At 73.8% G+C, this 20,166-nt stretch carries 18 protein-coding genes; 9 read left to right on the plus strand and 9 right to left on the minus strand.

What is annotated here, in order from left to right; all coding sequences use genetic code 11:
• Positions 1–97: 97 nt before the first annotated feature.
• From AB0953_RS23260 to AB0953_RS23275, 4 genes are all read right to left on the minus strand, one after another.
• On the minus strand, positions 98–991 hold the full coding sequence (locus tag AB0953_RS23260; protein ID WP_366861463.1) for an amino acid ABC transporter permease: 894 nt from the start codon (positions 989–991) through the stop codon (positions 98–100).
• On the minus strand, positions 988–1,662 hold the full coding sequence (locus AB0953_RS23265) for an amino acid ABC transporter permease (RefSeq protein WP_366861464.1): 675 nt from the start codon (positions 1,660–1,662) through the stop codon (positions 988–990). The genes AB0953_RS23260 and AB0953_RS23265 overlap by 4 nt, the downstream gene beginning before the upstream one ends.
• A gap of 83 nt (positions 1,663–1,745) precedes the next feature.
• Positions 1,746–2,582: a glutamate ABC transporter substrate-binding protein gene (locus AB0953_RS23270; protein WP_366861465.1), complete on the minus strand. Its 837-nt coding sequence runs from the start codon at positions 2,580–2,582 to the stop codon at positions 1,746–1,748.
• Positions 2,583–2,673: 91 nt separating this feature from the next.
• The gene (locus AB0953_RS23275; RefSeq protein WP_366861466.1) at positions 2,674–3,459 is read right to left on the minus strand and encodes an amino acid ABC transporter ATP-binding protein; all 786 of its coding nucleotides are present in this window, start codon (positions 3,457–3,459) and stop codon (positions 2,674–2,676) included.
• A gap of 282 nt (positions 3,460–3,741) precedes the next feature.
• Between AB0953_RS23275 and AB0953_RS23280 the strand changes: the two genes are divergently transcribed.
• Positions 3,742–4,449, plus strand: a complete 708-nt coding sequence (locus AB0953_RS23280) for a response regulator transcription factor (protein ID WP_366861467.1) — start codon at positions 3,742–3,744, stop codon at positions 4,447–4,449.
• 12 nt (positions 4,450–4,461) lie between these two features.
• Entirely contained in the window at positions 4,462–5,874 is a 1,413-nt protein-coding gene (locus AB0953_RS23285; protein ID WP_366861468.1) for a HAMP domain-containing sensor histidine kinase, read from the plus strand.
• A gap of 24 nt (positions 5,875–5,898) precedes the next feature.
• On the opposite strand, the gene AB0953_RS23290 is transcribed toward AB0953_RS23285, so the two are convergent.
• Both AB0953_RS23290 and AB0953_RS23295 read right to left on the minus strand, forming a co-directional pair.
• Positions 5,899–8,262: an endo-beta-N-acetylglucosaminidase gene (locus AB0953_RS23290; RefSeq protein ID WP_366861469.1), complete on the minus strand. Its 2,364-nt coding sequence runs from the start codon at positions 8,260–8,262 to the stop codon at positions 5,899–5,901.
• 181 nt (positions 8,263–8,443) lie between these two features.
• Positions 8,444–9,748: a glycosyl hydrolase gene (locus AB0953_RS23295; protein ID WP_366861470.1), complete on the minus strand. Its 1,305-nt coding sequence runs from the start codon at positions 9,746–9,748 to the stop codon at positions 8,444–8,446.
• Positions 9,749–10,051: 303 nt separating this feature from the next.
• Between AB0953_RS23295 and AB0953_RS23300 the strand changes: the two genes are divergently transcribed.
• Positions 10,052–10,978 (plus strand): ROK family protein, encoded by a 927-nt coding sequence (locus tag AB0953_RS23300; protein WP_366861581.1) that lies wholly within the window; start codon positions 10,052–10,054, stop codon positions 10,976–10,978.
• Between the two features lie 33 nt (positions 10,979–11,011).
• Here the strand turns inward: AB0953_RS23300 and AB0953_RS23305 are convergent, their stop codons facing one another.
• Complete coding sequence (locus AB0953_RS23305) at positions 11,012–12,007, minus strand: TAXI family TRAP transporter solute-binding subunit (protein ID WP_366861471.1); 996 nt, start codon at positions 12,005–12,007, stop codon at positions 11,012–11,014.
• Between the two features lie 94 nt (positions 12,008–12,101).
• On the opposite strand from AB0953_RS23305, the gene miaB reads away from it, so the two are divergent.
• Together miaB and AB0953_RS23315 are read left to right on the plus strand one after the other, a co-directional pair.
• On the plus strand, positions 12,102–13,619 hold the full coding sequence (gene miaB / locus AB0953_RS23310; protein WP_366861472.1) for a tRNA (N6-isopentenyl adenosine(37)-C2)-methylthiotransferase MiaB: 1,518 nt from the start codon (positions 12,102–12,104) through the stop codon (positions 13,617–13,619).
• 133 nt (positions 13,620–13,752) lie between these two features.
• Positions 13,753–14,463 carry a hypothetical protein gene (locus AB0953_RS23315; protein ID WP_366861473.1) on the plus strand — a complete coding sequence of 237 codons (711 nt, stop codon included), beginning with the start codon at positions 13,753–13,755 and terminating at the stop codon, positions 14,461–14,463.
• 57 nt (positions 14,464–14,520) lie between these two features.
• Here the strand turns inward: AB0953_RS23315 and AB0953_RS23320 are convergent, their stop codons facing one another.
• Positions 14,521–14,778 (minus strand): antitoxin, encoded by a 258-nt coding sequence (locus tag AB0953_RS23320; RefSeq protein ID WP_366861474.1) that lies wholly within the window; start codon positions 14,776–14,778, stop codon positions 14,521–14,523.
• 23 nt (positions 14,779–14,801) lie between these two features.
• On the minus strand, positions 14,802–15,104 hold the full coding sequence (locus tag AB0953_RS23325) for a hypothetical protein (protein WP_366861475.1): 303 nt from the start codon (positions 15,102–15,104) through the stop codon (positions 14,802–14,804).
• 163 nt (positions 15,105–15,267) lie between these two features.
• Between AB0953_RS23325 and miaA the strand changes: the two genes are divergently transcribed.
• The 4 genes from miaA (at position 15,268) to AB0953_RS23345 (ending at position 20,099) form a co-directional block, all read left to right on the plus strand.
• The gene (miaA, locus tag AB0953_RS23330) at positions 15,268–16,206 is read left to right on the plus strand and encodes a tRNA (adenosine(37)-N6)-dimethylallyltransferase MiaA (protein ID WP_366861476.1); all 939 of its coding nucleotides are present in this window, start codon (positions 15,268–15,270) and stop codon (positions 16,204–16,206) included.
• Positions 16,207–16,336: 130 nt separating this feature from the next.
• On the plus strand, positions 16,337–16,849 hold the full coding sequence (locus AB0953_RS23335) for a hypothetical protein (RefSeq protein WP_366861582.1): 513 nt from the start codon (positions 16,337–16,339) through the stop codon (positions 16,847–16,849).
• A gap of 121 nt (positions 16,850–16,970) precedes the next feature.
• Positions 16,971–17,846 carry a diaminopimelate epimerase gene (dapF, locus tag AB0953_RS23340; protein WP_366861477.1) on the plus strand — a complete coding sequence of 292 codons (876 nt, stop codon included), beginning with the start codon at positions 16,971–16,973 and terminating at the stop codon, positions 17,844–17,846.
• Positions 17,847–17,987: 141 nt separating this feature from the next.
• Entirely contained in the window at positions 17,988–20,099 is a 2,112-nt protein-coding gene (locus AB0953_RS23345; protein WP_366861478.1) for an HD domain-containing protein, read from the plus strand.
• Positions 20,100–20,166: the final 67 nt, after the last annotated feature.

Here is a 20,166-nt window from a genome sequence, read left to right on the forward strand (position 1 = left end):
TGCGATCTAATAGCCCCCCCGGGGGGGGGGGGGGGGGGGGGGGGGGGTCCTCCCGCCCCCCCCACCACATGTGCCACGCCAGTTTACTGACCGGGTGTCAGGGCGCCTTGCCCACGCCGGCCGCGCCGCCGGCGTCGACCTCGGCCACATCGCCCTCGACGATGGCGCCGGTGCCCTTCTTCGAGGTCCGCAGCCGCCGCTCGACCCAGGAGGCCAGGGCGGTCAGCGTGAAGTTGACCGCGATGTACAGCAGGGCGATCACGACCATGGTCGCGATGGTGTTGCTGTAGTTGGCGGAGATCTGCCGGTTCATCGACATCAGGTCGCCGAAGCCGAGGACGGCGCCGCCGAGTGCGGTGTCCTTGAGGATCACCACGAGCTGGCTGACCAGCGCCGGCAGCATCGCCGTGACGGCCTGCGGGACCAAGACGTACGTCATGATCTGGCCCTTGCGCATGCCGATCGCCTTGGCGGCGTCGGTCTGGCCGCGCGGCAACGACTGGATACCGGCCACGACGATCTCGGCGATGACCGAGGCGTTGTACAGGACCAGGCCGGTGACCACTGCGTACAGGGGCCGCAGGTCGGAGCTGACCGTGCCGAGCATGACGTACAGCGCGGAGCTGAAGATCATCAGCATCAGGACCGGGATGGCGCGGAAGAACTCCACCACCGCACCCACCGGTATGCGCACCCACGCGTGGTCGGAGAGCCGTGCGATGCCGAGGAGCGCGCCGAGCGGCAGTGCGATCACCATCGCGATCACGCCGGCCTTGAGGGTTTCACCGAGGCCGGGCAGCAGGAACGTCGTCCAGATCTGGCTATCCGTGACGAACGGGCTCCACTTGTCGGCCGCGAGCTGGTTCTTCTCGGCCATGCGGTCGAGGATCCACCACAGGGCCAGCCCGAGGACCACCACGAAGACGCCGGTGTAGATCCAGTTGCGGACCTTGGCCTTGGGGCCGGGGGTGTCGTACAGAACGGAGCTCATCGCTTCACCGCCACTCGCTTGGCCACCCTGCCCAGCAGCAGGCCGGTGGGCAGGGTCAGCACGACGAAGCCGAGGGCGAAGACCGCGAAGACCGCGAAGAGCGCGTCCGCTTCGTTCTCCAGCATTTCCTTCATCAGCAGGGCCGCCTCGGCCACGCCGATGGTCGCCGCCACCGTGGTGTTCTTGGTGAGGGCGATCAGTACGTTGGTGAGCGGCGCGATGACCGCCCGGAAGGCCTGAGGGAGCACGATCAGGGTGAGCACCTGGAAGAAGCTCAGGCCCAGCGCGCGGGCGGCCTCCGCCTGCCCCACGGGGACCGTGTTGATGCCCGAGCGCAGCGCCTCGCAGACGAACGTGCCGGTGTAGGCGATCAGGCCCAGGATCGCGAGGCGGAAGCCGATCTCCTTGGAGTTACCGCCTGCGAGCGTGATGCCCAAGGTCTGATCCAGGCCCAGCGAGCAGCCGAGGACCAGCAGGGTCAGCGGCGTGTTGCGCACGATGTTGACGTACGCCGTACCGAAGGTCCGCATCAGCGGTACCGGGCTGACCCGCATGCCGGCCAGCATCAGACCCCAGATCAGGGATCCGACCGCCGAGTAGAGGGTGAGCTGCACCGTCACCCAGAAGGCTCCGAGCACGTCGTACTGCCCGGAAGTAAGAAAGTCGAACACGTTGCCCTGCGCTCTCCCCAGGATGGCCGGTGAGGTGCGCCGCCGCCCACGGCAGGCGGGCGGCGGCGCACCTCACCGATGAATCAGCTGCCTTCGGTGATCTGCGGGGCCGGCTCGGCCTTGTAGCCGGCGGGGCCGAGGTTCGCGTCCACCGCCTTCTGCCAGGAGCCGTCCTCGACCATCTTCTTGAGCGCGGCGTTGACCTTGGTCTGGAGGTCCTTGTCACCCTTCTTCAGGCCGATGCCGTAGGGCTCGTCGCTCATCTTCAGGCCGACCAGCTTGAACTTGCCCTTGTTCTTCTCCTGCGCGGCGAAGCCGGCCAGGATCGAGTTGTCCGTGGTCAGGGCATCGACGGAACCGTTCTCCAGGCCGGTCAGGCACTCCGAGTACCCCGGGTACTCGCGCAGGTCGGCCTCCGGAGCCAGCTTGGTCTTGACGTTCTGCGCCGAGGTCGAGCCGGTGACCGAGCAGAGCTTCTTCTTGTTGAGGTCCTCGGGCTTGGTGATCGAGTTGTCGTCGGCGCGGACCAGCAGGTCCTGGTGGGCCAGGAAGTACGGGCCGGCGAAGTCGACGCGCGCCTTGCGCTTGTCGTTGATCGTGTAGGTCGCGACGACGAGCTTCACGTCGCCGTTCGCGATCAGGTTCTCGCGCTCGGCGCTGACGGCCTGCTTGAACTCGATCTGCTCGGGCTTGTAGCCCAGCTCCTTGGCCACGTAGGTCGCCACGTCGACGTCGAAACCGGTGAACTTGCCGTCCGGGGTCTTCAGACCCAGACCCGGCTGGTCGTACTTGATGCCGATGACGATCTTGTCCTTGCCGCCCTCGGCGGCCTTGTCGCCGCCACCCCCGCCGCACGCGGTCGCGGTCAGCGAGAGGACGACGGCCACGGCAGCGGCCGCGCCGGCCTTGAAAACCTTCATGGGTGAACTTCCCTCGGATGAGACGTTGTTGGACGACGAGCGACGACACACGTGCTCTGAGCCGCCACGGGATCACTACCAGACGAAGCCGTCAGTGGTGCAGGATCTTCGAAAGGAAGTCCTTGGCGCGGTCACTGCGCGGGTTGCTGAAGAACTGCTCGGGCTCGGCCTCTTCGACGATCTTCCCGTCCGCCATGAAGACGACGCGGTTGGCCGCGGACCGGGCGAAGCCCATCTCGTGCGTGACGACGACCATCGTCATGCCCTCGGCGGCGAGCTGCTGCATGGTCTCCAGCACCTCGTTGATCATCTCCGGGTCGAGGGCCGAGGTCGGCTCGTCGAAGAGCATCACCTTCGGGTCCATCGCCAGCGCGCGGGCGATCGCCACGCGCTGCTGCTGGCCGCCGGAGAGCTGGGCCGGGTACTTGTCGGCCTGTGTTCCGACTCCCACCCGGTCCAGCAGGGCCTGCGCCTTCTTCGCGGCCGCGGCCTGGTCCGTCTTGCGGACCTTCATCTGGCCCAGCATCACGTTCTGCAGGACCGTCTTGTGCGCGAAGAGGTTGAAGGACTGGAAGACCATGCCGACGTCGGCGCGCAGCCGGGCCAGTTCCCGCCCCTCCGAGGGCAGTTCCTTGCCGTCGATCGTGATCGTGCCCGAGTCGATCGTCTCCAGGCGGTTGATCGTCCGGCACAGCGTGGACTTGCCGGACCCCGAGGGGCCGATCACCACGACGACCTCACCGCGGGCAATGCTCAGATTGATGTCCTGAAGCACGTGCAGCGCGCCGAAGTGCTTGTTGACGTTGCTCAGTACGACCAGGTCGTCAGCGGCGGGCGCCGCGTCCTGCACGTCCTCGGTCACTGAATCTCCGCTCATCGGCCTCTTGCTCCGTCCTCCTCGGTTGGCAGGACAGTAGTGACGAGGCGCTCACACCGTCATCACATCTGAGGGAGAATTGAGCATAACGAAACGGCCTCGCACCGATACGCTCTGTGCGCGCCGCGGCGGTCGGGGTCACCCGCCCCGTACCGGGTACATAACGGAAGGCGCCCCGGGCCGGAACCCCCTTGACGTGGGACGCCGCATCGGCGTGGATGCTCTGTGGCCCTTTGACCGGGGGCCGCGACCGAGGAAGGAAAGGCAGGAGAGGGGGACGCAATGAGACTGCTGCTCGTCGAGGACGATGACCACGTCGCCGCCGCCCTGTCCGCGATCCTCGCCCGGCACGGCTTCCAGGTGACGCACGCCCGCAACGGCGAGGAGGCGCTGCAGGCCCTGCTGCCCGCCGGCGCCCCGCCCTTCGGCGTGGTCCTGCTCGACCTCGGCCTGCCCGACCAGGACGGCTACGAGGTGTGCGGCAAGATCCGCAAGCGCACCTCCACCCCCGTCATCATGGTCACGGCCCGCTCCGACGTCCGCTCGCGCATCCACGGCCTGAACATGGGCGCCGACGACTACGTGGTCAAGCCGTACGACACCGGCGAGCTGCTCGCCCGCATCCACGCCGTCGCCCGGCGCACCGGCGCCTCCGAGGAGGCGGCGGCCGCCGCCGCGTCCGGCGCCCCGGCCGTGGTCCGGCTCGGCGCGGTCAGCATCGAGCTGCCCACCCGCCGGGTCAGCGTCGACGGCACCGACGTACCGCTCACCCGCAAGGAGTTCGACCTGCTGGCCCTGCTCGCGCAGCGCCCCGGGGTCGTCTTCCGCCGCGAGCAGATCATCAGCGAGGTGTGGCGCACGAGCTGGGAGGGGACCGGGCGGACCCTGGAGGTGCACGTGGCCTCGCTGCGCTCCAAGCTGCGCATGCCCGCGCTCATCGAGACCGTCCGCGGGGTGGGCTACCGGCTCGTCACCCCCGCCGCCCCCTAGCGGGCCCCGGCCGTGCGCGCCCGGCTGCTCCCGCTGCTCGTCGTCCTGATGGCGGGCGTGCTCCTCGCCCTCGGCTTCCCCCTCGCCGTCAGCCTGGCCGCCGGGCAGCAGCAGCGGGTGGTCGTCGACCGGATCGACGACAGCGCCCGCTTCGCCGCCCTCGCCCAGTTCGTCATCGACGCCGAGGGCTCGGGCAGCAGCGGCGCGGCCGACCGCCGCGAGACCCTCCAGCTCGAACTCGCCCGCTACCAGGAGCTGTACGGCATCCGCGCGGGCATCTTCTACCGCGACGACAACGCCATGGTCCGGGCCCCCGGCTGGTGGCAGCTGCCCGAGGAGGGCGAGGGCCGCCGGGCCTTCGAGGAGGCCCTCGCCGGGCGCCGCAGCCACGACCCGGCACAGGTCTGGCCCTGGCAGACGAAGGGCAAGCTCCTCGTCGCCTCCCCGGTCGTCCTCGACGGCGACGTCGTCGCGGTCGTGGTCACCGAGTCGCCCACCGACCAGATGCGCGCCCGGATCCTGAACGGGTGGCTGCTCATCGTCGCCGGGCTGGCCGCCGCCATGCTGCTGGCCTTCGGTGCCGCCCTCCAGCTCACCCGCTGGGTCCTCAAGCCCGTCCGGACCCTGGACGCCGCCGCCCACGGCATCGCCACCGGCCGGATGAACTCGCGCGTCGCCGCCGCGAGCGGCCCGCCGGAACTCAGGCGGCTCGCCCGCTCGTTCAACGAGATGGCCGACAACGTCGAAGAGGTCCTGGAGCAGCAGCGGGCGTTCGTCGCCGACGCCTCCCACCAGCTGCGCAACCCGCTCGCCGCGCTGCTCCTGCGGATCGAGCTGCTCGCCCTGGAACTGCCCGAGGGCAACGAGGAGATCGCCTCCGTGCGCACCGAGGGCAAGCGGCTGGCCCAGGTCCTCGACGACCTGCTGGACCTGGCGCTGGCCGAGCACGCCTCCGCCGAGCTCACCCTCACCGACATCGGCGCGCTGACCGCCGAGCGGGTCGCCGCCTGGCGCCCCTACGCCGAGGAGAAGGGCGTACGGCTCACCGAAGCGGGCCGCTGCGCCGTCACCGGATGGGCCGACCCCGTCGCGCTGTCCAGCGCCCTCGACGCCGTGATCGACAACGCCCTCAAGTTCACCCCGGCCGGCGAGGAGGTCGAGGTCTCCGTCGCCGCGGCCGGATCCTCCGTCCACGTCGTCGTCGCCGACCGCGGCCCTGGCCTGACCGAAGAGGAGCTGCTCCGCGTCGGCGACCGGTTCTGGCGCAGCGGCCGCCACCAGAACATCAAGGGCTCCGGCCTCGGCCTGTCGATCTCCCGGGCGCTGCTCGCCGCGGGCGGCGGGACCCTGGCGTACGAGACGAACCCGCCGCACGGGCTGCGGGTCACGGTGAGCGTGCCGCGCAGCGCCCCGCACGGCGGATGACGCGCAGGCCGCGGGGGGCGGTGCTCAGGCCGTCGTCCAGGTGAGGGCGGTGCGGGCCGGCGTGGAGGCCGCGTACAGCTCGTCCACGGCCCGCACCTCGAAGACGGCCGCCCGCTCCCGCCCGGCGCGCACGACGCGGGGCAGGTACAGGGCGGTGCCGCAGGTGCCGCCGAGGAAGCGGCGGCTGCCGTCCGGGAGCAGCCGGTGCAGCTCGTGGTGGCGGACCGGGCCGGCCGCCGCCCGCCAGGACAGCCGGACCGCGGCCGCGCCGTCCGCCTGGGTCGCCGCGTCCACCGTCAGGGCATCCGGAGCCGACGGGCGCCGGCCGGCGGCGGTGTCGCGCACCGACACGGCACCGACCCGCCAGGACACCGCCGCCGCCCCCCGCGCCGTGATCCGTACGGCGAGCCCGTGGACGGTCCGGCCCGCCAGCGGCGCCAGGCCGACCCGCGCCCTGCGCCAGCCGCCGCCGGGACCGGCGGTGTCCGCCGCGAACCAGGTGTACGGGACCGGCTCCCCGGCGGCGGCCGGCTCGCGCACGGCCACCCCGACCTCGACGCGCACCGGCGCAGAGCCCGGCTCCGCGCCGTGCACCAGCTCCAGGACGGCGCGGCGGGGCAGGACCAGGCGGGTGCAGTGCAGGCCGACCGCGGCCGGTGCGGTGAGCCGGCCCGCCACGAGCAGGCTGGAGCCGCCGCGCCAGGCCCGGTCGAAGTCGAAGGTGACCTCGGGGCGCTCCCCGGCGGTCTCCACGACCCAGCGGCGGCCGGGGAGGCGGTCCTGCAGGCCGAGGTGGCTCCAGGGGGCGTCGGAGGCGACGCGGCCGTCCTCGTACCAGCGCTCGCCGTGGCCGGTGTTGAAGGCGCAGGCGAAGGGGAGGGCGCACACGGTGGACCGGTCGGCGACGACGCCCGCGGGCGCGCGCCAGCCGCCCGGGCCCGCGGGGGACGGCGAGGACGGCGAGGGCGCCGGGGAGTCCGGGGAGTCCGGGGAGTCCGGGAAGTCCGGGAAATCCAGGGAGGCGGAGGAGGCCAAGGGGGAGGGCGGCGGCGCCGGCCGGGCCGGGTCCAGGGACTCGCCCGTCCAGAACCGGTCGTCGGCGCGGTGGAAGGCGCCGGGGGAGCGGTCGGCGAGGTGGTTGCGGGTCCACTCGGGGCGGTAGAAGCCGTAGCTGACGACGTGGTCGCGCCCGCGCGGGACGATCGCCTCCCAGTCCACCGGGGAGTCCCAGCCGCGCGACTCCGTGTCGACGGCGGCCCACAGCTCGTGCCGGCTGCGCCCCAGCCGGTCGGCCAGCGCACCGGAGGAGAGCAGGCTCGGGGCGCTCCAGCGGAAGTCGAGGAACACCGTGTCGGCCACCGGGCCCGCCCGGTCCTCGAAGAACTCCTGGTTGAGCTGGTTCAGGGCGCCCTGCCAGCCGACGCGGCCGGTGCTGTTCATCGCGTCGTACCAGGTGATCCGCAGGCCCCGGGGCGCGCCGGCCGCGCGCAGGGCCCGCAGGAACTCCCGCATCCGGGTCGCGAGCGCGCTGTCCCCGCCGTCGGTCTCGGCGTTCACGAACCAGCCGTCGAAGCCGTACGCGGCCGCCACCTCGGCGAGCTTCTCGGCCACCGGGAACCGGCCGAGGGCGTCGCGCTGCACCAGGTCGCGGGTCCACTGCAGGTCGCCGCCGTACGCGACGGGCGGCAGGAAGACAGTGCCGAGGACGCGGACGCCGTTGCGGTGGGCGGCATCCACGACCGGCGCGTTCGGCGCGAGGACGATCCCCTCGCCGGCGGAGCCGCCCCAGAAGACCAGCTCGTCGAGGTAGGCCCAGTGCGTGAGGGCGTACGTGTCGGCGGTCGCGGAGCCCTGCGCGGGGTTCTGCGCGGTCGGCCCGAAGGAGACGAGCGAGGCGATCCGGGCCTGTCCGGCGCGGACCTGCGGGTGCGGGGGGACCGGCGTGAACCGCTGGGCGAGCGGAACGGTCGCGGTGTTGTGGGCCAGGTCCGGATCCGCCTCGGGGCTCCACTGCAGCAGGGACCGCCACACGATGCCGGGGCCGGGGGTTCCGTGGGGGAGCGAGTCGGGGAACCAGTAGGAGGCGTACGGGGCCGGGCCGGCCGGGGGCGCGGAGGCCGGGGCCGTGGCGGCGGGCCCGGGTGCGGCGGCGGGTCGCGGGGAGGCCTGCACCGGCCGGGCGGAAGCGCCCAGCAGGGCCCCGGCGCCGGCGCCGGCCCCGGTGGCGATCAGGCCGCGCCGGGTCGGGCGCGCGGGGGCGTCCGGGGGTGCGGCCAAGGGGGCGCGGGTGGGTGCCGGGGCGGGTACGGCTGTGGGTGTGGGTGCGGGTGCGGGTGCGGGTGCGGGGGCTGCGGTACGAGCCCCGGCGCCGTTGCCGGTCTCGGACATGCGGGCTCCTCCGTGAGGCGATCGGGTGGGGGGCGCGCGGGGGTGCGCGCCCGCGTGGGGGCGTGGAACGGCGTGCAACGGCGTGGAAGACGGAGCAGGAGGCTGGGGACCAGGCAGCTGGGGGAGCCGGGCAGCAGGGGCCGGCAGGGGCCGTCGGCAGGGGAATCGCCGGGCTCCGGTGTCACGCCACGTCGTGGACCCTGACGACCTCCGTGATGCCCCGGGAGGACAGGTGGGCGGGGTCCTCCGCCCGTTCCGCCAGCACCACCGCCGGGCGGGCCCCGGCGGCCGCCAGCGCCGCCCACGCCTCGAAGAAGGCGCCGCCCGGCGCGCACACCGACCGCCGCGGCGCGTCCTCCGCCCCGCCGACGTCCACGGCCAGCGCGGTGGCCCGGACCGGCGGGCGGTGCTCCCGGCCCCGCCACTGCGCCGCGATCCGGGCGACGGCGGCGCCGGCCGGCTTGGTCCGGCGGTCGTTGGTGAGCAGGCCGAGCCCGTACTCCAGCTCCGGGAAGTCGGCGAGCTCCCGCGACACGTCGTGCGAGCACCACCAGGTCACGCCCCACAGGTCCGCGCAGTCCAGCACCGCGGCGAGGGTGGCGCCGGTGAACGCGGCCGCGTGCTCGGGAGGGATCAGCGGCGCGGGCGCCCCCACCTCCTGGAGCCACACCGGCCGGTGCGGGTCCGCCGCGAAGGCCTTGGACAGCTCGATCAGGTACGCGGCGTGCTGCTCGGTCGCCGTGCCGGTACGCCCGTACCGCTGGGCGGTGCCGTTGAACACCCACGCGTGCACGGCGGTGGCCGCGCCCAGCCGGGCCGCCTGGGCCGCCGTGAAGGGGTGCCCGTCCCGGTACCAGGCGGCGTCGTACGCGGCGTGCAGGTGGAACCGGCCCGGTGCCCCCTGCTCGCAGGCGGCCAGCATCCGCTGCAGCCAGCGTCCGGCCTGCTCGCGGGTGATGCGGTCGGGGTCGGGGTGCGGGGCGTCGGAGAACTGGTTGACCTCGTTGCCGACGGTGAGGCCCAGGAAGTTGGGCCGGTCGGCGAGGGCGGCGGCCAGGGTGCGCAGGTACTCCTCCTGCCCGGCCACCACGTCCGGGTCGGTGAAGAGGCTGCGCCGGTGCCAGGTCCCGGTCCACGCGGGCAGGAAGTCGAAGCTCGACAGGTGGCCCTGGAGCCCGTCGACGGCGACGTCGAGGCCGCGTTCGGCCGCCGCGTCCGCGAGCGCGACCAACTGCTCGACGGCGCGCGGGCGGATCAGGCTCCGGTTCGGCTGGAACAGGGGCCACAGCGGGAACACCCGGACGTGGTCCAGGCCGAGGGCGGCGATCGAGTCGAGGTCGGCTCCCACCTCGTCGAGGTCGAAGTCGAGCCAGTGGTGGAACCAGCCGCGCGAGGGCGTGTAGTTGGCGCCGAAACGCACCCGGCGGGCGGGCGGGCCGGGCGGGGCGGCCTGGGCGGGCGGGGCAACGACGGTGCCGTCGTACATGGGAGGTCCCGTGAGTTCGGGGAATGCGCCGGACGCCCCAACGTGCCGGGCCGCGCGCACAGGCGTCAACCATGCCGATGCCGCCACGGGCCGCCTTTGGCCGACGGCGAGCGGCGCGGCGGGAGACCCGGAAGGATACGGCCCGAGCCCCGGAAGGGTACGGCCCGAGACCCGGCAGAGTACGGGCCCAAGCCCGGCCGCATACTGAAGTCCACCCCGTCCTGGAGCGCCGCCGTGACCACTCCCCGCCCCGCCTTCCCCACCTCCCGCGCCGTCGGAGCCGCCGCGGCGTCCGGCCCCACGGTGGCGATCGACATCGGGGGCACGAAGATCGCCGGCGCGCTGGTCCACCCCGACGGCACCATGACGGACGCCACCCGCCGCCCCACCCCGCGCGGTACGGACGCCGAGGGGGTCTTCGCCGCCGTCGCCGCGGTCGTCGCGGAACTGGCCGGATCGCCGCTGTGGGCCTCGGCGGCCCGCTGCGGCATCGGCAGCGCGGGCCCGGTCGATGCCTCCCGCGGCACCGTCAGCCCGGTCAACATCGGCGCGTGGCGCGACTACCCGGTCCGCGAGCGGATCGCGGCCGAACTCGCCCGCCACGGCGCCCCCGTCCCCACCGTGCTCGTCGGCGACGGCGTGGCCATGACCGCAGCCGAACACTGGCTGGGCGCGGCCCGCGGCCGGGCCAACGCCCTGTGCATGGTGGTCTCCACCGGCGTGGGCGGCGGGCTCGTACTCAACAACCAGCTCCACCCCGGCCCCACCGGCAACGCGGGCCACATCGGGCACATCAGCGTCGCCTTCGACGGTGAGCGGTGCGTGTGCGGCGGCCACGGCTGCGTGGAGTCCCTCGCCTCGGGCACGGCCATCGCCCGGTGGGCCCTGGCCCAGGGCTGGACTCCCGACGGGGATGCCACCGCGGCGGGCGTCGCCGCGGCCGCCGAGGCCGGGGAGCCCGTCGCCCGGGCCGCCTTCGACCGGGCCGGGCGCGCGCTGGCCGCCGCCATCGCGGCCACCGCGACCCTCGTCGAGACCGACATCGCGGTCATCGGCGGCGGCGTCGCCACCTCCGGCGACACCCTCCTCGCACCGATCCGCCGCCACCTCGCCGACTACGCCGCGCTGTCCTTCACCCGCGGCCTGGAGGTGGTCCCGGCCGTCCTGGGCACCCACGCGGGGCTGATCGGCGCGGCCGCGGCGGCGATCATGCTGCTGCCGGCCGGGTGACGGCCGCGGGAACCCCGACCCCGCCGGGCCCGCTCAGGGCTTGACCGAGCGGTAGTACCGCCGAGCGCCCTCGTGCAGGTCCAGCGGGTCCGTGTAGATCGCCGTCCGCAGGTCCACCAGCTGCGCCGCGTGCACCTCGTGCCCGATCCCGTCGCGGCTGTTGATCACCGTCCGCGTGAACTGCTCCGTCAGCTCCGGATCCGTGTCCTCGGTCGTCACCAGCAGGTTCGGCACCGCCAGCGTCGCCACCGGCGAGGTGTTGCGCGCCCGCGTGTACGCGTCCTGCGGCATCACCGCCGTCCGGTAGTACCGCGCCGGGCTGCCGCTGCCCTGCAGCGCCTCCACCAGGTCGCCGAGCTGCACGAGCCGGATGTCGAACCGCTCCGACAGCTCCCGCACCGCGTTCGTGGGCAGGCCGCCGGACCAGAAGAACGCGTCGATCCGCCCCGCCTCCAGCTCCGCGGGCATGGTGTCGATGCCGATGGACACCGGCGTGATGTCCCGCGCCGGATCCAGCTTGGCCGCCGTCAGCAGCCGCTCCGAGATCAGGCGCACGCCCGAGCCGGGCTGGCCGATCGCGACCCGCTTGCCCTTCAGGTCGCGCGCCGACTGCACCGGAGAGCCCGCCGGCACGACCAGCTGCACGTAGTCGTCGTACAGCCGCGCGCAGCCGCGCAGCTGCTCCGCGCCCGGCTTGCCGTCGGCCCGGTACTTGGACACCGCGTCCGCCGTCGCGATCGTGAAGTCGGCCTGCCCCGAGGCCACCCGCTGGAGGTTCTCCTGCGAGCCCTGGCTCGTCTCCAGCCGGACCCGCACCCCCGGCATGTCCCGGGCGAGCGCCTGCTCCAGCAGCTGGCCGTAGCGGTGGTAGACACCGGTGCGCACACCCGTGCTGAACGTCAGCCCGCCCTTGAGCTCCGGCTCCCCGAAGGGCCGCAGCCACCACACCAGGAGCCCGAGCACGGCGAGCACGGCCACCAGCCCCCACAGGGCGGTGCGCCTGCCGAAACGGGGCGGAACGTGAGCCATGGGCGCGATCCTGCCACCGACCGGCCGACCTGTCACGGGCCGCCCGGCGGCAGGGGGGACCGGAGGGTGTCCGCCAACCGCCTACCCTTGTTCCATGACCAGCAGCAGCGACCGGAGCACGGCAGTGGACGTCAAGGGAACATACGAGGTGCGCACCTACGGGTGCCAGATGAACGTGCACGACTCCGAGCGACTCTCCGGGCTGCTGGAAGACGCCGGCTACACCCGGGCCCCCGAGGGCTCCGACGGCGACGCCGACGTCGTGGTGTTCAACACGTGCGCCGTCCGCGAGAACGCGGACAACAAGCTGTACGGCAACCTCGGCCGGCTCGCCCCGATGAAGACCAAGCGCCCCGGCATGCAGATCGCCGTCGGCGGCTGCCTCGCGCAGAAGGACCGCGACACGATCGTCAAGAAGGCCCCCTGGGTCGACGTCGTCTTCGGTACGCACAACATCGGCAAGCTGCCCGTCCTGCTCGAGCGCGCCCGCGTGCAGCAGGAGGCGCAGATCGAGATCGCCGAGTCGCTGGAGGCCTTCCCCTCCACGCTGCCGACCCGGCGCGAGTCCGCGTACGCGGCCTGGGTCTCGATCTCCGTCGGCTGCAACAACACCTGCACCTTCTGCATCGTCCCGGCGCTGCGCGGCAAGGAGGAGGACCGCCGCCCCGGCGACATCCTCGCCGAGGTCGAGGCCCTGGTCGCCGAGGGCGTTTCCGAGATCACCCTGCTCGGCCAGAACGTGAACGCGTACGGCTCCGACCTGGGCGACCGCGAGGCCTTCAGCAAGCTGCTGCGGGCCTGCGGCCGGATCGAGGGGCTGGAGCGGGTCCGCTTCACCTCCCCGCACCCGCGCGACTTCACCGACGACGTGATCGCCGCCATGGCCGAGACGCCGAACGTGATGCCGCAGCTGCACATGCCGCTGCAGTCGGGCTCCGACCCGATCCTGAAGGCGATGCGGCGCTCGTACCGGCAGGAGCGCTTCCTCGGGATCATCGAGAAGGTGCGGGCCGCCATCCCGCACGCCGCGATCTCCACCGACATCATCGTGGGCTTCCCCGGCGAGACGGAGGAGGACTTCCAGCAGACGATGCACGTCGTCCGCGAGGCCCGCTTCGCGAGCGCCTTCACCTTCCAGTACTCCAAGCGCCCCGGGACCCCCGCCGCCGACATGGAGGGCCAGATCCCCAAGGAGGTCGTCCAGGACCGCTACATGCGGCTGGTCGCGCTCCAGGAGGAGATCTCCTGGGAGGAGAACAAGAAGCAGGTCGGCCGGACGCTGGAGGTCATGGTCGCGGAGGGCGAGGGCCGCAAGGACGGCGCCACGCACCGGCTCTCCGGCCGCGCCCCCGACAACCGCCTGGTCCACTTCACCAAGCCGGAGCAGGAGGTCCGGCCGGGCGACGTGGTCACCGTCTCCATCACGTACGCGGCCCCGCACCACCTGCTGGCCGAGGGCCCGACGGAGTCGGTCCGCCGCACCCGGGCCGGCGACGCGTGGGAGAAGCGCAACGCGGCCCCGCAGCCGAAGGGCGTCATGCTGGGCCTGCCCACGGTGGGCGCCCCGGCCCCCGCCCCCGCGACGGCCCCGTCCTGCGGCATCACCTCCTGATCCTCGTGACCTCCTGATCACCTCCTGACCCGCGACCCCCTTCCGGTCCGGCGGCTCCGCCGGGTTGGGAACGGTTCGGGGCGCGGGTACGGGCGGCCCCGGGGGGCGTCGGGGCGGCGGATAGGGTCGGGACATGCTCGTTGCCGCTGCCGTCTGCCCCGCCCCGCCACTGCTCGTGCCCGAGGTCGCCGCAGGGGCCGCCGCCGAACTCGGCGACGCCCGCACCGCCTGCTCCGACGCCCTCGCGGTGCTCGCCGCGTCCCGCCCCGACCTCCTGGTCGTCGTCGGCTCCGCCGACACCCCGGACGCCGCCGGACACCACCCCCAGGGAGCCGTCGGCGGCTTCCGCGGCTTCGGCGTCGCGGCCGACGTACGCCTGGGGCCGGGCGACGGCGGCTCCCGCCCGCTGCCGACCGCCCTCGCCGTCGGCGCCTGGCTGCTCGAACGCGCCCGCTGGGGCGCCGCCCCGCTCGAAGGCCTCGCCGTGGCCGCGGACCTCGCCCCCGCCGCGTGCCTGGAGGCGGGCCGCAGCCTCGCCGCGCGCGCGGAGCGCGTCGCCCTCCTCGTCATGGGCGACGGCAGCGCCTGCCGCACCCTCAAGGCCCCCGGCTACCTGGACGAGCGCGCCGCCGCCTTCGACGCCGCCGCCGGGCACGCCCTCGCCGCCGCCGACACGGCGGCTCTCGCCGCGCTCGACGCCGGTCTCGCCCGCGAGCTCCAGGCCGCCGGCCGCGCCCCCTGGCAGGTGCTGGCCGGCGCCGCCGAGGGCGCGGGCCTGGACGGCCGGCTGCTGTACGAGGACGCCCCGTACGGGGTGGGGTACTTCGTGGCCGCCTGGTCCTGAGGCGCGCGAAGGGGCGCGGGCCCGCTCGGCCCGCGCCCCTTTGTGCCGTGAACCGCGTCAGGAGGCCGGCGGCGGCGTCGGCCCGCCGGGGGCGTCCTTGTGCGCGATCCTGCCCAGGGTGTCCTTCGCCTTGCCCGTGCCGCTCGAGATCCGGTCGCTGTACTTCCCGTGGGTCTTGGAGTCCACGGCCCTGGCGACCTTGTCCAGCCCCTCGCCGATCCTGCCCTCGTGCTGCTGCGCGAGGTGGCCGACCTTGTGGCCGACCTTCTCCTTCGCCGGCTCGAGCTTGGCCTTCAGAGTGTCCAGCAGGCCCATGGGTCACCTTCCAGTGGCGGTAGCTACGTACGGGCGCTCTCCCCGGCCCCGGTGTCCGCGGCGGCCTGGGCCGACTGCTGCTTCGGGATCTCGACGGCCTCCGCCGCCGGAGCCTGGGCCTCGGCCGGCCGGTCCCCGGTCCCGGCCGCCTCGGCGGCCGCCGCCCCGGAATCCGCGGACTGCGTCTGCGCGGACTGCGTCTCCGTGGACTCCGTCTCCTCGGACTCCGTCTCCTCGGACTCCTTCTCCGCCGTCACCTCCTCCGCCGCGATCCCATCCGTCGCGTCGGCGGCCTTACGGCGAAAAAACCGATCAAAAACGCCCATGTTTACTCCCCTAACGTTACTCGTGCGGGTGAAGTTCCGCCCGGTCCGGCCCCGCCTGCGCCCGGCGCACGCCCGGCGGAACCTCGCCAGGGCAACGACGCCGCCACCGCCCCGTCACGTAACTCGATCGGGTACATGCCGGAGTGTTTGCGAGACTGGGGCAGTGAGGAATGCAGCCCCCGCCCCGCGGGTCATCGCCGTCGTCGGCCCCACCGCGGCCGGAAAGTCAGATCTGGGCGTCGCCCTGGCCCGCCATTTCGACGGCGAGGTCGTCAACGCCGACTCCATGCAGCTGTACCGGGGGATGGACATCGGCACCGCCAAGCTGACGACCGAGGAGCAGGGCGGGATCCCGCACCACCTCCTCGACATCTGGGACGTGACCGAGACCGCCAGCGTCGCCGAGTACCAGCGCCTGGCCCGCGCCGAGATCGACAAGCTGCTCGCCCAGGGCCGTACGCCGGTCCTCGTCGGCGGCTCCGGCCTGTACGTCCGCGGCGCCCTCGACGCCATGGAGTTCCCCGGCACCGACCCCGAGGTCCGCGCCCGCCTGGAGGAGGAGCTCGCCGAGCGCGGCCCCGGCGCCCTGCACCTGCGCCTGGCCGCCGCCGACCCGGCCGCCGCCGAGGCGATCCTGCCCAGCAACGGCCGCCGCATCGTCCGCGCCCTGGAGGTCATCGAGATCACCGGGAAGCCGTTCACCGCCAACCTGCCCGGCCACGAGTCGGTGTACGACACCGTCCAGATCGGCGTCGACGTCGCCCGGCCCGAGCTCGACGAGCGGATCGCGCTGCGCGTGGACCGCATGTGGGAGGCCGGCCTGGTCGACGAGGTCCGGGCGCTGGAGGCCCGCGGCCTGCGCGACGGGATCACCGCCTCCCGGGCGCTCGGCTACCAGCAGGTGCTGGCCGCCCTCGCCGGGGAGTGCACCGAGGACGAGGCCCGGGCCGAGACCGTCCGCGCCACCAAGCGCTTCGCCCGCCGCCAGGACTCCTGGTTCCGCCGCGACCCGCGCGTGCACTGGCTCAGCGGGGCCGCCGCCGACCGGGGGGAACTCCCCGGGCTTGCGCAGTCGTTGGTCGAACGAGCGGTTACAGCCTGATCACGTGATGGCATCGGGACGCCCCGCGCGCCCGTTCGGGGCCCCGAGCCGTGCCATCATCAAATTCCGCAGGTGTGGTCACCAGCGGTGAACGGCGGCAACGGAGTCCGAGTGGGGAGGGCGCGTGGCGATGGAGGCCGGCCCTCGTGACACCGGCCGGGACGGGACGAAGCGGGAAGCGGACCCGACGCTTCTCGGCGAATCGCCCGTGCCCGACGAGCTCGGCCTGCCCGCCGACCCGGCCCGGCTGACCTCCGACGGCCCGGACGCCCCCGACCCCGCCGACGGCGAGGTCCCCGCGGGCCCCGAGTTCGAGGTCGAACTGCGCCCGCAGCGCCGCCTGCGGATCTGGCAGATCGCCCCGATCGTGATGCTGGCCGCCGCCGGCTCCCTGATGTTCGCCTTCCCGCTCGCCTTCGAGTTCGGCGACGGCGGAGCCGTGGTCGCCATGCTCGGCTTCCTGATCTGCGCCTGCGCCGGCGGCTGGGGGATGATGGCCGCGCGGCGCGTCGGCTACACCTGGCCCGGGCTCCCGCCCCGCGGCAGCGGCCGCCGCCCCGACTGGCGCATGGCCGCGCTGTACGCCCTCGTCGCGCTGGTCGTCGTGGGCCTGGCCGTGTACCGGGTGGCCCGGCTCCGCTAGCCGCCCCGACGGCACTCCCCGCCGGGGACCGCGAGGGCCTCCTGCGCCGCCCGGGCGACGCCCGTGTCCACGCCCCGGACGCCGCCGACCTGCGCCAAGGCCCGCTCGGTACCATGAGCGCGTGACGCAGAAGAGCCTCTCCTTCCTCAAGGGCCACGGCACCGAGAACGACTTCGTGATCGTCCCGGACCCGGACAACACCGTCGAGCTGCCCGCGGCCGCCGTCGCCCGGCTGTGCGACCGGCGCGCCGGCATCGGCGCCGACGGAGTGCTCCACGTCGTCCGCTCCGCCGCCCACCCCGAGGCGGCGCACCTGGCCGACGAGGCCGAGTGGTTCATGGACTACCGCAACAGCGACGGCTCCGTCGCCGAGATGTGCGGCAACGGCGTCCGCGTCTTCGCCCGCTACCTCCAGTACGCCGGCCACGTCGAGCCCGGCGACCTCGCCGTCGCCACCCGCGGCGGCGTCAAGCGGGTCCACCTCGACAAGAGCGGCGACGTCACCGTCTCCATGGGCCGCGCCGTCCTCCCCGAGGACCAGGTCACCGTGGTCGTCGGCGACCGCGCCTGGCCCGCCCGCAACGTGAACATGGGCAACCCGCACGCCGTCGCGTTCGTCGAGAGCCTCGACCACGCGGGCAACCTGTACGAGCCGCCGCCGTACCACCCCGCCGAGGTCTACCCGACCGGGGTGAACGTGGAGTTCGTCGTCGACCGCGGCCCCCGCCACGTCGCCATGCGCGTCCACGAGCGCGGCTCCGGCGAGACCCGCTCCTGCGGCACCGGCGCCTGCGCCGTCGCCGTGGCCGCCATCCGCCGCGACGGCGCCGACCCCTCGGTCACCGGAGAGCCCGTCACGTACACCGTGGACCTGCCCGGCGGTACCCTGGTCATCACCGAACACCCCGACGGCCGGATCGACATGACCGGGCCGGCCGTGATCGTCGCGGCGGGCGAGTTCGACCCCTCCTGGCTCACCGAAACGGCTTTCGCCTGAAGGTTCCCTCTCATGGGTGATCCGTTTCACGCTCTGCGAGAGGTGGACTGCGCCACGTGGTGGGGTCGGTAGCATCAGACACCGGCCCTGAGGGCTTCACCCCATGCCCACCGCAGCCGGTAGAAGCCGCCGGAGGTGCCCATGAGTGCAGAGGCCACAAACCCCGAAGCACGACCCGACGCGCGCCCCGAACTCCGCAGACGGGGCCGGACCCGCATTGACCTGCGCCGACTCGGGCGCGCGGCCCTCCTCGGGCCCGCGCCCCGGGACCGGCTCCCCGACGCCATCGGCCACGTCGCCGAGGCGCACCGCGCCCACCACCCGGACGCCGACCTGTCCGTCCTGCGCCGCGCGTACCTGCTCGCCGAGACCTCGCACCGCGGTCAGATGCGCAAGAGCGGTGAGCCGTACATCACACACCCGCTCGCCGTCACCCTGATCCTCGCCGAACTCGGCGCGGAGACCACCACCTTGACGGCCTCTCTGCTCCACGACACCGTCGAGGACACCGAGGTGACCCTCGATCAGGTCCGCGCGGAGTTCGGCGACGAGGTCGCCTTCATCGTCGACGGCGTCACCAAGGTCGAGAAGATCGACTACGGGGCCGCCGCCGAACCCGAGACCTTCCGCAAGATGCTCGTCGCCACCGGCAACGACGTCCGCGTGATGTCCATCAAACTCGCCGACCGGCTGCACAACATGCGCACCCTCGGCGTGATGCGCCCCGAGAAGCAGGCGCGCATCGCCAAGGTCACCCGCGACGTCCTCATCCCGCTCGCCGAACGCCTCGGCGTCCAGGCCCTCAAGACCGAGCTGGAAGACCTCGTCTTCGCGATCCTGCACCCCGAGGAGTACGAGCACACCCGCGCCCTCATCGCCGCCCACGCCGGAGAGAGCGACCCGCTGCCCGGCATCGCCGACTCCGTGCGCGCGGTGCTGCGCGACGCCGGGATCGCCGCCGAGGTGCAGGTGCGGCCGCGGCACTTCGTCTCCGTGCACCGCGTCGCGCTCAAACGCGGGGAGCTGCGCGGCTCGGACTTCGGCCGCATCCTCGTCCTCGTCGGCGAGAACGCCGACTGCTACGCGGTGCTGGGGGAGTTGCACACCTGCTTCACCCCGGTCGTCTCGGAGTTCAAGGACTTCATCGCCGCCCCCAAGTTCAACCTGTACCAGTCGCTGCACACGGCCGTGGCCACGCCCGAGGGGTACGTCGCCGAGGTCATCGTCCGCACCCGGCAGATGCACCGGGTCGCCGAGGCCGGCGTGGTCGCCCTCGGCAACCCGTACGCGACCTCCACCGCCGGGTCCGCCACGGGCTCCGCTGCGGGCCCGGCCGAAGCCGCCGACGGCGACGAGGAACGGGTCGACCCCACCCGGCCCGGCTGGCTGGCCCGGCTGCTCGACTGGCAGCGCTCCGCCCCCGACCCCGACGCCTTCTGGAGCGGCCTGCGCGCCGAACTGGCCCAGGACCGGGAGATCACCGTCTTCCGTGCCGACGGCGGCCCCCTGGGCCTGCCCGCCGGCGCCAGCTGCATCGACGCCGCCTACGCCCAGTACGGCGAAGCCGCCCACGGCTGTATCGGCGCCCGGGTCAACGGGCGCCTCACCTCCCTGGGCGCGCGGCTGTCCGACGGGGACACCGTGCAGCTGCTCCTCGCCCAGGACTCCTCCTCCGGGCCCGCCGCCGACTGGCTGGACCACGCCCGGACCCAGGCCGCGCGGATCGCCATCACCACCTGGCTCGAACAGCATCCCGACGGGCCCAAGCCCACCCCCGCCCCCGCCCGGGCCCCGCTGTCCGTGGTCGGGGCCCGCGGCGGCGGCGCGAACGCCGTCGCCGACCTGCCCGACGCCACCGTCCGGCTCGCCGGCTGCTGCACGCCGGTGCCGCCGGACGCCGTCGCCGGGTTCGTGGTGCGGGGCGGGGCCGTCACCGTCCACCGCGTCGAGTGCGCAGCCGTCGCCCGGATGCGGTCCCTGGGGCGCACCTCCGTCGCCGTGCACTGGCGGGCCACCGCGGACTGCCGGGTGACCCTGCTCGCCGAATCGTTCGGCCGCCCGCACCTGCTGGCCGACCTCACCGAGGCCATCGCCCGCCAGGGTGTCGAGGTGGTCTCCGCGACCGTGGACCCCCCCGTCGAACAGCGCGTCCGGCACACCTACACCCTCCAGCTCCCCGACGCGACGGGCCTCCCGGCGCTCATGCGGGCCATGCGGGACGTACCCGGCGTCTACGACGTCAGCCGCGCCTAGCGCCGTGACCGGGGCGCCCCGGGCCCTCGGCGGCGGCGCGCCGCGCACCCGGCCGTCAGGTGCGGCG

It is taken from the genome of Streptomyces sp. NPDC046866, assembly GCF_040704625.1.
GTDB lineage: Bacteria > Actinomycetota > Actinomycetes > Streptomycetales > Streptomycetaceae > Streptomyces.